Origin of the sequence: Halococcus sp. PRR34 (assembly GCF_028617175.1) — an archaeon.
Lineage (GTDB): Archaea > Halobacteriota > Halobacteria > Halobacteriales > Halococcaceae > Halococcus > Halococcus salifodinae.
Window position 1 is genome coordinate 1 of sequence record NZ_JAQJDA010000018.1, and the last position, 14322, is coordinate 14322.

9 protein-coding genes, 1 tRNA gene and 1 pseudogene are annotated in these 14322 nt (G+C 59.0%); 6 read left to right on the forward strand and 5 right to left on the reverse strand.

Annotated features, from left to right (window positions below; all coding sequences use genetic code 11):
• Positions 1–239 precede the first annotated feature (239 nt).
• The gene (locus PHA81_RS16555; RefSeq protein WP_005042904.1) at positions 240–1160 is read left to right on the forward strand and encodes a glycosyltransferase family 2 protein; all 921 of its coding nucleotides are present in this window, start codon (positions 240–242) and stop codon (positions 1158–1160) included.
• A 1-nt stretch (position 1161) separates the two neighbouring features.
• Here the strand turns inward: PHA81_RS16555 and PHA81_RS16560 are convergent, their stop codons facing one another.
• The gene (locus PHA81_RS16560) at positions 1162–2631 is read right to left on the reverse strand and encodes an oligosaccharide flippase family protein (RefSeq protein ID WP_005042902.1); all 1470 of its coding nucleotides are present in this window, start codon (positions 2629–2631) and stop codon (positions 1162–1164) included.
• 464 nt (positions 2632–3095) lie between these two features.
• Here PHA81_RS16560 and PHA81_RS16565 point away from each other — a divergent pair, with 464 nt between their 5' ends.
• The 4 genes from PHA81_RS16565 (at position 3096) to PHA81_RS16580 (ending at position 9164) form a co-directional block, all read left to right on the forward strand.
• A complete protein-coding gene (locus PHA81_RS16565; RefSeq protein WP_005042900.1) occupies positions 3096–5165 on the forward strand; it encodes a hypothetical protein in 2070 nt (689 codons plus the stop codon).
• Positions 5162–6373 carry a glycosyltransferase gene (locus tag PHA81_RS16570; protein ID WP_005042897.1) on the forward strand — a complete coding sequence of 404 codons (1212 nt, stop codon included), beginning with the start codon at positions 5162–5164 and terminating at the stop codon, positions 6371–6373. The genes PHA81_RS16565 and PHA81_RS16570 overlap by 4 nt, the downstream gene beginning before the upstream one ends.
• 716 nt (positions 6374–7089) lie before the next feature.
• Entirely contained in the window at positions 7090–8211 is a 1122-nt protein-coding gene (locus PHA81_RS16575; protein ID WP_005042893.1) for a glycosyl hydrolase, read from the forward strand.
• Positions 8212–8711: 500 nt separating this feature from the next.
• The gene (locus tag PHA81_RS16580) at positions 8712–9164 is read left to right on the forward strand and encodes a VOC family protein (RefSeq protein WP_005042890.1); all 453 of its coding nucleotides are present in this window, start codon (positions 8712–8714) and stop codon (positions 9162–9164) included.
• 424 nt (positions 9165–9588) lie between these two features.
• On the opposite strand, the gene PHA81_RS16585 is transcribed toward PHA81_RS16580, so the two are convergent.
• The 3 genes and pseudogenes from PHA81_RS16585 to PHA81_RS16595 all read right to left on the reverse strand — a co-directional run bounded on the left by PHA81_RS16585 (position 9589) and on the right by PHA81_RS16595 (position 13342).
• A complete protein-coding gene (locus PHA81_RS16585; RefSeq protein ID WP_005042887.1) occupies positions 9589–10428 on the reverse strand; it encodes an ABC transporter permease subunit in 840 nt (279 codons plus the stop codon).
• A gap of 693 nt (positions 10429–11121) precedes the next feature.
• Positions 11122–11704 (reverse strand): annotated as a pseudogene (locus PHA81_RS16590) (IS6 family transposase).
• A 1566-nt stretch (positions 11705–13270) separates the two neighbouring features.
• Positions 13271–13342: transfer RNA gene (locus PHA81_RS16595), tRNA-His, on the reverse strand.
• Positions 13343–13456: 114 nt separating this feature from the next.
• On the opposite strand from PHA81_RS16595, the gene PHA81_RS16600 reads away from it, so the two are divergent.
• Positions 13457–13909, forward strand: a complete 453-nt coding sequence (locus PHA81_RS16600) for a DUF5814 domain-containing protein (protein WP_005042883.1) — start codon at positions 13457–13459, stop codon at positions 13907–13909.
• On the opposite strand, the gene PHA81_RS16605 is transcribed toward PHA81_RS16600, so the two are convergent.
• The gene (locus PHA81_RS16605) at positions 13906–14322 is read right to left on the reverse strand and encodes a hypothetical protein (protein WP_005042880.1); all 417 of its coding nucleotides are present in this window, start codon (positions 14320–14322) and stop codon (positions 13906–13908) included. The two genes, PHA81_RS16600 and PHA81_RS16605, sit on opposite strands and share 4 nt — an antisense overlap.

The following is a 14322-nucleotide window of genomic DNA, read 5'->3' on the forward strand; positions in this document are numbered from 1 at the left end:
GCAACTGCTCGACATCACCATCTCCTCCGAGTTCACGTCTCAGAAGGAGTTAGTTTGAGAGCATTGTGAGGTACTGAGCTTTCCCCGGCAAGACGACTTTGATACCAACGAACAGTCGATGGTGATTGCACAGCGATCCTCCCGAACGAACCACTAAGCACCACTTTTTATTAGGGAAGATATATAACCAATGCAGTGCGTTTGCGACCAACACACGACATATCTCGGGACTGCAACACATGAACGACGAGATCATAAGCATAATAATTCCCACGTACTTCCGAAACGAGCAGCTCGCCGAAACCATCCGCAGCGTCCACGAACAACGATACGATCCGGTCGAGATTATCGTTGTCGACGACTCCGGGGAGGGTCACGCCGCCGATGACGTCGACGAATTCGAGGACGTGGTGTACATCCAGCTGGCGGAGAATCGAGGGGCACAAGCGGCCAGAAACGTCGGGCTCGACGTCGCAACCGGGGAGTATGTCCAGTTTCTGGACGACGACGACCGGATCGACCCGGAAAAGCTCCCGAAACAGGTGGCTGCATTGCGTGAACGGCCGAACGCGTCGGTGGCGTTCTGTGGGATACAGTACGACTCGGGCGAGGTCCATCTTCCGCCGCCGGAGGTTTCGGGGACCGTGCTGGAGCAGGCTCTGGGGTTCTGGAACGATATCTGGCGATATTCGACGCTGTTGGTCGAGCGGTCGGCGCTCGACGTTGTCGGACCTCTACAGGACACGTTTGAAGGGTCGGGTGATATCTGGTTGCGTGTCGAGCTGGCACGCATCACGGAGTTCGTCGCCATCAGGGAGCCACTGGTGTTCGTCGGTGAGGGCGGTGAACACCTCGGCCTGTCGTGGACGGCACTCGAATCGCGGTGGAAGCTCCTCGACCGATACGAACCGCTCTACGACGAGGCCGACCGGGACGTGCGTCGCCACGCGTTGGCCGAAGCGAACCGGCTGAAGGCACTCCTCTACCTCCGCGAGCGTCGCTGGTCGCCCCGAGCGATCCTGGCGTTCGCCCGTGTCGCGTACTACGCGCCGACGGACCGGGCCCAGCACATCGCGGAACTCGCCGCTTCGCTGTTCGGCCGGTCCGGCCACGAACTCGGCCGTCGGTTCCAGCACGCCGTCCTCGACCAGCTTCGATGAGTCAGGACCCGAGCATTCCCTTGAGTTTCCGGAGCTCGGTCTCTTGGAGTTCGCCGAGGAGATAGATGGCTCCGAGATAGCCAGCGCTCCCGACCACGCTGGCGACGACCAGCGGAAGAGTTGATCCCCATCCGAGACCGAACACTGCTGCGTAGGGAACCAGGAGTGCAAGCGAGGCGACGGCGGTGTTGCGGAGGCTGTGCCACGGAAGCCGCCACGGGATGAATCGCCGGGAGACCACGTAGATGAACACGGCATACAGCAGGAAGCTCACGAACGTCGCGATGGCCGCGCCGACGTAGCCAAATCGCATGATTAGCGGGACGTTAGTGATGACGTTGACCACAACCGTCATCGCAACGCCGACGAACAGGACGATGGTTCGTTCCTCGATCTCGATGGCTTTCTGCCCGATAACGGCGGCGTTCCAGCAGAGGAGCCCCGCGGCGACGAACGGGATGATGATCGACCCTGCGAGATACGAGGTATCGAGCAAGAGCCCGCTCACGACCCGGTTGAGTGCCGAGAGACCGATCACACCGGGTACGCCCACGAGGAGGAGATAGCGGGTGATATCCGTGATAACTGCCGCTAGCTCGGCGTCGTTGTCGTCGTTCCAGAGGTTCATCAAGATCGGTTCGGCGGCCGTAACAAACGGGGTGAAAACCAGTCCTAATCCGTAGAGCACCACGGAGTAGTTCGAGGCGTAGATCCCGGTCGCCTCGCTCCCGCGGAGGAGTTGGATGAGGATCTGGTCTGCGAAATTGAGCGCCGTCAACCCGACGAGCCAGCCGATGAGCGGAAAACCGTAGCGCGCCATTCGGTTTGCGAACGCGGCATCGATATTGATCGAGTCGGTGCGAAATCCGAGCTGGACCGCCAGTACCAACGCTGTAGCCCCGGAAGCGATCGCAGTGCCCCAGAGCCATCCCACGATATCGTTCAGGACCACGAACACGAGTACGAGCGCAAACGCCACACCACCGACCGACTGGATGAGCTCGTATCTCAGGACCGACCGCGACTGGAGGCGGACTCGAAGGAGCGCTCTAAGGACGTAATAGGTCCCCTGTGTGATGGCGACCGCAGCGCCGGCGAACACGAACGGTTCGAACGGACCGAGAACGGGCGCTACGATCACACGAACGAGCACCGATAGGATGCCGAGTCCGACCCCAATCGAAACGATGAGCCACGAGACGTTACCGATCAGCAACGAGGGTTCGATGTGGGGCTCGAATCGGACGATCGCCTGATCGATCCAGCCATAACAGACCGTCCCGAGGATGGTGGCGATCGAGAGGGTAAGTGCATATCGGCCGTACGCGCTCGGGGGGAACGCACGAGTGAAGACCACCAGCGTGACCACGCTGAGGATCGCCGGAACGACCCGCGCGACCGCGTACAGGCCAAGGTCACGGACGAACTGCTCAAAGACGTCCGTGACGCGACCGAGGTCGCTCTCACTCATCGGTCCGGATCCTCGATTCGAGACACACTGCTTCGGAACGAACCCCGCTGACTTAATCCTACTTCCGCGGTTTAGCAAATCGATGATTTGAGAGCGTTTTCGTGTGGTACAGAGGGGGTTCTTCCACAACGTCTGTGATGTTTCAGCAGTAGGTGGGTTCCTACGTTGCCTTCATCGTGAACTATGTCCATTCGATAACGTCGTCCCATCTTGTTCTCAAATCGTCAGACTGTATCATCCCTAGAGAAATCGTGCTACATGTTCAGATCAAACCGCGGAAGTAGGATTAAACATCACCGGACACCGGTCGTTCCGAAGACCGCTTGACTCGGACATTCGTCGATGGCCGCGTCGACCCGGCTCGAACACACCACGAGACTAACCAATAGAAAGAAGTCGGCTGGAGCACATTTTACGGTGATGATGCGGCTGTTTCCCACCACCGGGCCCCGATACGTGTGGCGATGGCGGACACTGGGGTGGTCGAAATGAGCGATCACTTCGCCGACGGACGGTCCGGCGCGCCGATGCTCGTGGCGTTGCTCGTCGGTGCGGCGCTCGCGGTAGTGGTGGCGACGGCCGTCGTCGGCGTCGTTACGGCGATCAAGGGTGCGTACACCGTCGTCGGACTGGCGCTCGCGGCCTGGCTTTACTCGCAGTCGTCGGCCGAGACAGCTTCGGCGGTGTGGGAGGGCTACGCCCGCCGATACGGCCCCCGAACAGTCTGGCTCGCCGCGGTTTGTGCGGTCGGAATCTCGGTCGTGACCGGCGACCGGTCGATCGGGCTGCTGATCGCCTTTCCAATCGGTTTCGGCTTCCTTGGACTGCAGCTGGCCGCCGAGGTCGACTCGCGAGCCATTCTCGCGCAGGCGCTCGCGCTCTACGGGAGCGCGACCATCAGCAAGTACCTCACGAACGGGTTCTACTACGCGGGCGGCGACACGCTGTTCCATACGACCTACGTCGAGACGTTGATTCGAACCGGGTCGGTCGCCGGCATCCCCCGCTATCGATTCTTCCCCGGCTTCCATCTTGTCGTTGGCTCGCTCGACGTCCTTGGGGGGATCTCGGCCTACGACGCGATCATGTTGGCCGGGATCGTGGTCTACGGGCTGGTCATCGTCTGTGTATTCGAGACCATTCGGGTGACGACGCGGGACGACCGACTCGCTGCGTTCACCGCGGTCGGCCTCGTCATGGTCGAGCCCTTCCTCTACTACGCGACGTACTTCTTCCCGGAGACGTTCGCCGTCGCAATAGCGACGTTCGCGCTCTATATCGCCTATCGGGCGAATCAGGTGCAATCGGCCCAGTTCCGCTACAGCATCGTTGGGGTCGCAGTAATGGCGGCGCTCGTGTTCACCCACCACCTCACGATCGTGTTCTTCGTCCCGATCGTCGGCATCCTGTTCTTGGTGACGGGCGCACTCCGGCGGATCGACGACCGCCATCCCAACGACCGGCAGACCCTCTCACGCCCCCGAACCTACCTGGTCACCGTCACGGCGTTCGGGGCATTCGCCTACTGGTCGTACCGCTCGACGTTCCTCGCCGAACTCGCTTATTCGGTCCGGAGCATCCTCCGTCTGAGCTTGTTCGCCTCCGACAGCGGGGCCCCGACGCCAACCTACGCCCTCGGGATGGAGCTTCCCGCGCTGACCCCCGAGACCGCTCTCTGGGGGCTCCTCAGCACTGACGGGATCTATCAGATCGCTCTTGTGGCGGTGTTCGCGCTCGGCCTCGCGGCCGTCGTCGACCACCGGAGAGGGTACTGGCCGGCCCTCCCGCTGTTCGCCGTCGGGGTCGTCGGGTCGGTCGTGATGTTCCGGACGCCGCTCGCCCTGCCGGGGATAGACCGGGCTCAGCTCCCGATTGCCGTGTTCTTCGCCGTCGCTATCGGGATCGGTCTCGTCCGGTTGGCGCGCGCGACCGGAACCGGACGAACGACCCTTGCCGTCGCGGTCGTCATCGTGGCCGTGCTCGGTACGACGGCCCCGCTGAACTACAACGCTGGAGACGACCTCTACGCGCTCAATGACGGGCCGAACCTCTACGAACTCTACCCGACGCCGTCCCCACAGAAGGAGTTCTCGACGGACGAGTATCGTGACCTCGAAGCCACGGCAGCGTTCCTGAAACGACACAACACCACTGTATACACGTTCGCCGTCGGCAGCATGGCGATGCAGGGCTTCGGCGTCGACGCCCGCGAGTCAGCGAGCGTGACGACATCAGGTATCGAGACCGGCGAAGGGCTCTTTCTCTATCGGGACCGTTTCGTCGGCCACCGGCTCTCGTATCTGGCCAGCAACGATGTCTCCGTCGGCGAGCTCAACATCGCCGCGGGATGGCTCAACCGGACCGTCGGCACGACCGACAAAATCTACGCGAACGGCCAGGGCGGGCTGCTCTGGAATCCGAACGGGTCGGTGATCGCACCGAGGACCAGGGAATCGGCCGGAGCCGGGAGCACGAACACTGATAGGCTGGGGCCACCTGCAACCGGATCGATGAACGGCGAGGGACGACGATGAAGATCTGTTTCATATCGGGCGTGTTCCTCCCGCAAGCGGCCGGCGGAGCCGAGAACTACGTTTTGGAGGTCGCAAAGCGCCTCAAGCGTAAGGGGCACGAGCTGTTCGTCATTGCGACGGAACCCTACGACGGGCCGGCGAGCCTCACTCCCCATCGGACGAGCTACGAGGGGATCGATGTCTGGCGGTTCAGCCCGATAAACGTCGCGTACAAGACCTCCTACGAGGGCTACTCGTTGCCGCGCCAAGCGGTCTGGCGGGCGCTCGACGCGGTCAATCCCCACTCAGTGGCGATGGTCGAGCGGCTCCTCGACCGGACGAACCCCGACGTCGTCCACGTCAACGAACTCGAAGGTATCTCGACGCTGTCGTCCCGCGCGGCCGCCCGGAACGACGCGGCATACGTCCACACTCTGCACAACTACAACCTCATCAGTCCAGGAAGCACCGTTCGGATCGGGAGCGTTCCTGGCGGCCTCGACCGAACGGGTGGAAACCACCCGCTCGTGACCAAGGGCTATTCACGCATCCAGCGAGCGCTTTTGGGGACGCCGGATACCGTCGTGGGCCCGAGCCAGTTCGTTATCGACGCCCACCGCGAACACGGCTTCTTCGAAGGCGTTCGCTGTCGGTGCCTCCAGCACGGCGTCGAACGGATAGCCGAATCCACCTCACCGCCACCCGACGACCCGAGCGTGCTCTACGTCGGCCGCCTTACTCCCGAAAAAGGGCTCAATACACTTTTCGCGGCGGCGGCTGACCTCTCCGACGTTCAGTTTGATCTCTGTGGCACGGGGCCACTCCAGTCCGCAGTCGAATGCCGCGCCGAATCGAGCGCGAACCTCACCTACCACGGATTCGTCACCGAGGCCGAACTCCGATCACTCCGGCGGAACGCGACCGTCGGCGTAGTGCCCTCTGTCTGGGCGGAGAACTCGCCGCTCGCCATCTACGAATCCTACGCCACGGGGCTTCCGGTCGTCGGCACCGACGTCGGGGGGATCCCGGAGCTGGTCGTTTCCGGCGAGACGGGTGCGTTGTGCGACCCGGGTCGGGCCGACGCACTCGTCAATGCCATCGAACGAGTCCTCGACAACGACCCCGCTGCCATGCGCGAGGCCGCGCTCGCGTGGGCGCGCGAACACACCCTCGAAACCCACGTCGATTCGCTGGTGGAAATATACGCTGAGAGCCGCCGAAACAGGTGAGGTGTGTAGGACAGAGGCACGGTCTAGTTGAGGCGTATCAGCCGATTTCGGATATTTGATAGTTGAACTGGTGTCAGAAGATAGCTAAGAACTGCTTCGATGGATAGTGAGCCAGAGAGACGATCAGCTACTTGATTGAGAATCCCCGTCTGTGTTCGGGGTGATTCCTCAGAGAGCTACACTAATGCGTTCGAAATCGTTCAACTAGACAGTGCTAGGACAGAAATCTGTTCAGGGATCCGACGAGTCGTCCGTCCGCGAATCCTCCTCCGGGATGCCGTCTCGGAATGATTCCCAATCGCTCACCGACCCATCGATCTCTCGGCACCTTCCGAGCGGACCGATCGTACACTTTGCGTAGTTCCTTCCGTACGGGTGCGGGATCACCCCCCACCGGACGAGAAGTCGGACCAGGCGCGCCGTTGTCTCCCGTCTCATGAGTACAAACACAACACGCCTCGTCATAACGATTTCCTTGCGAAGGGGATCAAATTCCTCCGGCTGGGACGGACGGCCAACCGAGGGAACCGTCCAACGTGACCCGATATGAACCGGTATCCATTTACCACATGCTGATCAAGGTTAAGAGCGCAGAAACGATGGGAATCCACAACGAGTCGACCAGTACTCGACGCGGCGTTCGCCGAGCCAGGCGTCGCCGGTTCCTGTGCGCGATGGGGGGTGTGGGAGTCGGGGCTGTAGCCGGTTGCTTGGGGATGCTCCCTACCGATGGGACCGACAAGGGGACGCCAGGGGACGTGGACGACAGTGGCGGATCCTCAGACTCCTCGGGGCGGTCCGGAACGTTCCTAACTGGCACCTACAACGGCGAACGGGGGTTCGACTCGGAGGCGTTCGGCACGTGGCTCGGTCGGAAACCGGCTGTCACGGAGCTCTTTGTGGACGCCCTCGCCGGCGAGGCGTGGGTCGAAACGTTCGTCCGGACGCGAATGACGCCAATCTGGAACCGCGGGCAGGTGCCGTTGGTCGTCTGGCAGCCCTATCGTTCACCGCGTGAGCGAACCCCGGCGGACGTTGAGCGCAAGATCACCGACGGGACGTACGACGACATCATCAGAGCGTGGGCAAGGGAGTTGGCATCGTGGGCGAAGCCAACGGGGTCCCGCGACCGTCGGTTCTACTTTGTCCCCGCCGAGGAGATGAACGGCGACTGGTATCCGTGGGGTGTGCTCTGGTCCGACGGCGGGGCTGGGCCGACGACACGAACCGGTTCCCCACGGGACTACGTCGGGATGTGGCGTCACCTCCACAATCGGTTCGAGGAGGAAGGGATGGACGAACGCGTGATACAGTGGGTCTGGACCCCGAACGCTGATCAGGCCGGGGACATCCCGACCGAGCGATACTACCCGGGCGACGAGTACGTCGACTGGATCGGCCTCAACGGTTTCAATTACGGTGATATCAACCAGTACTCGCGTTGGCAGACGCCGGAAGAGCGGTTCGGGTCGATGATCGACCGGATGAAGGCTCTTGCCGACAAACCGCTCGCGTTCCCCGAGGTGAGCAGCACGTCGTTCGTCGATGGGGCCTTCCGCCCGTCGCGGAAAGCCGAGTGGATCGAACAGCTGGTTTCGTTCGCGACGGACGAGAACATCGAACTGGTTTGTTGGTACAACTTCGACGACACGGGCACCTGGGAGTCCGACTGGGCGGTGTTCGGGGGAGAGCACGGCACCTCGGCCGTTACAATCGACAACAAACGGTACCCAGTCTACAATGCCTACCGGCGCGAAACCAAACCTCCGACCGGGCGTGACGCGCGTCCGGACCACCCTCGGTCCCTGACCAACGACGAGTTCGCGGGACGGTTCTGATTTCTTACGTTGTCAGAAAAATCAATTAGAAAGAGTGATGTAACATTCGTCGGTGCAAGGCGTTCCGCTGGTTGAGTTATCGCCGACATCGAGGACGGGATTTATCGGCTTTGATGGTATGAATGCCTGTTAAATCCCCGGAGCATGGAGTAAGAACGGGGTGGAGAAGGTCGGTGATTCAACAGCGTCTCATCTCTGATATCAGTCCAAGACGCTTCACGCCATGAGAGTTTACTCATCCTTAGCTCTCTAATCCCGAGTAACACGCATTTCTGCTGTGGGGGTTGGCAATCAAAATCATGCCTGGGTGTGCATACTCCCCGACGGCTGCCAGAAATACCGTGCAAGATACAGAGGCTGTATTCAGCACGGGCAACAGCTATCTCTATTCCCGATCATGTAGAAGTCGATGAACTCGATGAAACCCATCTCAGTCGATGACCGGGAGCTGCAGATCTACGTTACCCCACTGGAGTCGGACTCTCTAAGGGGCGACTGATATGGGGACGCTACGTCTCGATCACGTGGGTGTTGTCGTCGATGATCTTGACGCCGTGGCCGCGTTCTTCCTCAATCTGGGATTCGAGCGCGAGGGCGGGACGCTGGTCGAGGGCGAGTGGGTGGACAAGATCAACGGACTTGATGGCGTCCGAGCGGAGGTGGTGATGGTGCGAGCGCCGGACAGCAACGGCAAACTCGAACTCGTCAAGTACCATGCGCCGGCCGACAGTGAGGGCGCGCACCCCTTGCCGGCGAACCGGCTGGGGTTCCGACACATCGCTATCGAAATTAATGACCTCAACACGATCGTCGATGAACTGCGAGACAACGGTTTTGACACGGTCGGTGAGGTCCGTGATTTCGAGGACGCTTATCGACTCTGCTATGTCCGCGGTCCTGAAGGATTGATCATTGAGCTCACCGAGCAGATCGCCCCCAGGGAAGCGAGCTAGGCGGCCGTCCGACTCTCCGACTTCCATATCTGATCGCAATGAGCAGTGATACTGTGGACGAGGATATTCGCTCAACGCCATCGGCAACTGCGACCAGACGCTACCAACGCTGATCTTCAGCTGGACTGTGTGATTTGCCAATTTAGGATGCAAGATACACGCTGCCTATTCAGCAGCGTTTGTCCAAGCTGGCGAATTTTTGCCAAGAGCGACGTGTGAGATAGAGGGTATCTCTCGCACCTAGCCTCTGTCGCTATCTCCTGCCACAAACCTACCGAACTGTCCCCTGTCAACGACTAAGTGGCTGCCGGCAGGGTAGCCGAAAACCCGGATTCACCTGTCAACAGATCTCTATTAGCACGTCAGCCAGGGTTAGATTGGAAAATGTTCTCTGGCAAAACCCATAGACTCCAATCAAATGTGATTATTGTATGTCTGCTCTACTGAATAACAGATGGCCGATGGTTAGTGGCACAAGTATCCATAACCCCATAACAATGAAACCGTACCAGTCATTCCAGAGAGTTGCACCTAACAAGGGGAACACCGTAATTTCACGAGCCGCTGGGATGACCGCTCTCGTCGCCTGAGCAAATGCCGTTGATGGGTTCATGTAGCTAAACAGTATCAACCAATCAGGGAATGATTCTGGCTGGGATGGATTGTTAACGAATACTGTTATGAGTAGTGTCAAAACCGAATCCCATAATATCAAAGTCACCAAATAAATCGCGCCTGCACCGATAATTGCCTGCTGTAGCGATCGTGTACTTGCTGAAAATGAAACGGCAATAGAGATACAGACCAGCGCATAGAGCATCGAAAGCAGTGTATATACCACAAAGACATCAAGCGCAAACGAGTCGTATGTGAGTAACGCGATGAGGGCAGCGGTACTGTATCCAAACAGTATCGCAACTGAAACCACAGCAGTTTGGCCGATGACCTTCCCGAGGAAAACGTCCCTCCGCGTATTTGGGAGCCCGAGAGTCAACCGAATGCTCCCATGTTCGCGCTCGCCGGCAACTGCTTTATATCCGACTACGAGTGCCACCAGCGGAATGAGATATAACGCTGGTTGTCGCATACTATTCAGCAGTGCGATTGTATCGAGATTGCCAGTCACCGGATCGCCCATTTCTGGTATCCAATGAATCGTGGCCCAAAACCCCGTCATGGCCACAAAGAGCACGATGAGCCCGTGGAGCGTGTACGACCGGATAGCGTCCTGAAACTCCTTTTTCGTGACTGCAGCCAAGCCCATTCTGCTAATGTAGATTTAATTGCCTTTTAGGGCTACTGGTTTGTGATCCGTCTACGCAATTGGCCCTGGTATACAAAACCACACTCCGACCCACACCCACGGTTTCTTCTGGATCAGAGGCCAGGCAGGATAAACAAGACCGTGAATCCCGTTGGAGGTCTCTCTGACGCAACCACCGGTTGTACGTCAATCAGAGCACCATCCTAATTTTGCACATCATATTTCGCCTTTGAGTGCAGGCTATATGCAAGATACGCGCCCTGTATCTCGCACGACCGCTGAAACCTATCACTGTTTTAGACTGTCCCCTTACCGACTGATGTCGTACTGGGCGATTTCGGTGGAGTTACACACTGGACACGACTCTACACCAGGATCCACGTTCAAGCCACACTGACGGCACTCCACGACGAGTTCGCGATCCGAGTGGCCCAGCACGCTTTCACTGTCTCAAGCATGATCGTGGAAAGGAGGGGAGAGCGTGTGACGCGCTCTGATCCGAGGGCTGGCGAGAGCATCGCCCTCTATCTCAGGGAGACACCACGCCATTATAGAGCCTTTCCAACCGGAGTAGAAGTGAGATCGTCCGGAGTACACGTTCTACCTCTCGATTCTACCGATCATTCATCAGTCGGCGTGATGTAGACCCGCTCGTCGACGTAGTAGATGTGGCCCCGGCTCTGAAGGTAGTGTTCAGATACGCTGGTTCCATGCGACGGCGAACGATCGCAACCACTCGTCGGCAGTTGCTGGATCGGCGTGACCGAAACAGTTCGAGAACGAGGCGGTACGTCGTTTCACCTCGCGAAAGACACGTTCGACGGCGTTACGATTTCCGTGTCGTTCGGAGCGGAAATCGAGGCCGTCGGCGGCGGCAGGCTTCGTGTAGCGGTGTCGCGCCGTCGACGAGGAACGTGGCGTCATCGACGTGGTGTTTCTCACGAAGTTCGGCGAAGAAGCCATGAGCGAGAGCGGTGTTTCTGGTCGACTCAAGCTTCGTGTGCAGCAGTTCGTTCGACTCGGGATCAACCACGGCGTACAGCCAGTAGCGCTCGTCGTCGAGTCGGATCACGGTCTCGTCGACCGCGACGTGCTCCGGCGTCTTGCCGGACTCTGGCTGTAACTCCGCCTCGTGAACCCAGTTATTGATCGTGGATCGAGCGCGACTAACGCCGAATACGTCGAGAATCGAGACAGTGTTCGAAAGCGAAAGACCGGCGAGATGCAACTGGATTCCGAGCTTCATCAACAGTCGCGGCGTTGCTTCTCGCTCCACAAAACCTCACTCGATCTCGTCCAAACAACCGTTGAGGCGGGTGGATTTCCGCATAGAGCACTGAAATCACACCGCGCCTCACTTTTCAGCCGTATCTGAACACTACCTATAAAGCACGCACAAAACTTATTACAACGTACCATGGATTGTCTCATAGGACCAACGATGGGCGGTCCGTTGCGTGGCATCACCTTGTAACCGCCGCCCCGTTGGTCCACCCTCCCCCTCCGCTGGTATCACACCCACTGGCCAGATGAACGTGGGTCGTTGCAGAACAGGGACTCAATCGACCGATCTGCGACACACAGTCCTGTATCCAAGTTTGTCACCGCCACCCAAGGAGAACTGTCGAATTCAAGGTCGAAATGGACGAGGTACGGCCTCTTGGGTGATGCCACGCGGAACTGAAGGCCGCACCTCTGACACATATAGGCGCTCTAAGGACATCAATATAGCGTCCGTTGAAGGCATCAGAGCCACAGTAGTGCGGGGTAACTGGGTTTCACCGTTCGGGTGGTTTTCAGAACTCTGAAAGATCACCTCCCGTCGTCTCGCAGGATGGTTTTCCTCTCCGCTATCGAGTCAGGAAGTGGCCGCAAAGGGGATGGAGTCCGGATGCGAGAATCGAGCCTATGTTTTGACATCGTAACATCACTCAGCAATCAATGTCCAAAGCGATCCCTTCGAGATCTTCCCGAAATCGGCCGTCCGATGACACGCGATACAGAGTGAAGCCACGTTTTCGAGACAGTGCGTGTCCTTTTTTTGTGATCTTCCGATTCATCGAACGATCGAACGGGCACGATGTGATGGACGTCCGGATTGTGACCGAGTTCGTGTTTCGTTTTCGAACACCGAACGCACGCGTGTCCATCGCGTTTCAGCGCTCGCTTTCGAACGTTTCGCCAGCCAGTCCCGTACGATTCGTTACCGCCTCCTTTCCAGTTCGGATGATCAGAGCCGGTGAAAGCCGCCGATAACCACGTCCGACGGCAGTCCTCGCTACATACAGCCACGTCGCCAGTGAAGTTGCTCGGATACCGTTCGATAGCCGTGTCGCAGATCGCACACTCTCGTTCCATCTTTCCACCGCCCCACAATGGATGGCTGAGTCCTTTGATATCGGGCGTTATCCGCCACGATTCGTCTGCGACGCAATCCGGACAGTACAGACCTTTCTTCGTTGAAAAATAATATTCGAACTCGGTTCCACAGATCCGACATTCTGCATCCTCTTTTCCCCTCGATAGTTCGGATTTGCTTCATCCTCGAACGATACCCCCCTCACAACGACACTCCACGGAACAGTACTTCTTCGCATACGAGCAGTAAAACTCGCCGCTACAGTTCGCACACTCTCTGTTCGGTAGTCGTTCGTCGTGAACGAGACTGTGATGGACTCCAAGCCCTCATCTGGTGTCGAACGCAGATCTGCACGTCGGACACTCGAACGACATGGTCGAAGCTGCTGTGTCACCGTTGATGAACCTACGGCGTCGAGTCGGTGGATTTGGCGGGTGTACTGTACGAGTGCGTTGGTCGAATTAGCGAAAGAGAATTGTCATGGTCCGGGTGCGAGAATCGAACCCGCGTCTCAGCCTCCACAAGGCTGAAGGATGACCACTACCCCAACCCGGACACGCAAGCGAGAGTTACCCCCAGCGAATAAAGTACGTTACGACTCGGGCCGCCGAGTCGTCGATACGGTTCCGCGATGCTTTTTGCCGCCTCGCCCGTACGCTCCCCTTACGCGTGGCCATCACCGACAAGATCTACGTCAAGAACCACCGCCGGATCGGGTCTCAGCTCGAAACCCGGATCCCGCGGAGCGCGTTCAGCGGCGCGACCCTCGATATCCTCTACTCCGGCGAGGGGCTCTCGAAGCTCGACGACGCAACGCAAGAACGGGTGCTCGACTTCGCCGAGGACTTTCTCGACTGTGACTGCGAGTCGAACCCCTACTGTGGCCACCCCGAACGCAAGTTCATGCGCTACCTGCTCGATCTCCGTGCCCAGGGGCTCGGTCCCGACGCCATCGTCGACGTGATGGGCGACGAGTACCTCGTGACGGCCTATCCGGGCGACGTGCTTTCCTTTCTCGACAACTCGGTCCGCACGCTCGAAGCGATGGAGGACCTCGCGAGCGTCGAACACGACCGCGAGATGGAACAACGAGTGAGCGAACGGAAACGCGACCTGCTCTAACCCAACTTGAACGGCTCTTCGCTGTCGACCTCGTCGTCGAGCTCTTCGAGCTGGATCACGTCCTCGCCGCCCTCCTCCTCTTCGAGACGCTGACTCAACTGGGTGACGTACCGCCGGTGCTCATCGAGCTGATCGCGGAGATGTTCGGCTTCGAGTTCGAGGCGCTCGTGCTCGCGGACGTAGCTTTTGGGCACCTCGACCTTCGGCGGAAAGCTCGACCCGCTCTCTGTGGATTCGTCGTCGACCTCGTGCTCGGGGACGACCTGCACTTGGCCGTCGTGGGCAACCAGCATGTCGACGTAGTTGCGAAACACCGCCGAAAGGGAAATATCGCGCTCCTCGGCGATCTCGCGGAGTGTCTCGAAGGCGTCCTCGTTCACCCGAAACGAGATCGTCTTGTTCTTGTTGCCCAT

Bases quoted from the DNA above. Each gene is read 5' to 3' on its own strand.
- PHA81_RS16605 (WP_005042880.1), bottom strand. From the start codon at position 14,322: ATGGGCAACAAGAACAAGACGATCTCGTTTCGGGTGAACGAGGACGCC.
- PHA81_RS16560 (WP_005042902.1), bottom strand. From the start codon at position 2,631: ATGAGTGAGAGCGACCTCGGTCGCGTCACGGACGTCTTTGAGCAGTTC.
- PHA81_RS16570 (WP_005042897.1), top strand. From the start codon at position 5,162: ATGAAGATCTGTTTCATATCGGGCGTGTTCCTCCCGCAAGCGGCCGGC.
- PHA81_RS16565 (WP_005042900.1), top strand. From the start codon at position 3,096: ATGGCGGACACTGGGGTGGTCGAAATGAGCGATCACTTCGCCGACGGA.
- PHA81_RS16575 (WP_005042893.1), top strand. From the start codon at position 7,090: ATGCTCCCTACCGATGGGACCGACAAGGGGACGCCAGGGGACGTGGAC.
- PHA81_RS16585 (WP_005042887.1), bottom strand. From the start codon at position 10,428: ATGGGCTTGGCTGCAGTCACGAAAAAGGAGTTTCAGGACGCTATCCGG.
- PHA81_RS16555 (WP_005042904.1), top strand. From the start codon at position 240: ATGAACGACGAGATCATAAGCATAATAATTCCCACGTACTTCCGAAAC.
- PHA81_RS16580 (WP_005042890.1), top strand. From the start codon at position 8,712: ATGGGGACGCTACGTCTCGATCACGTGGGTGTTGTCGTCGATGATCTT.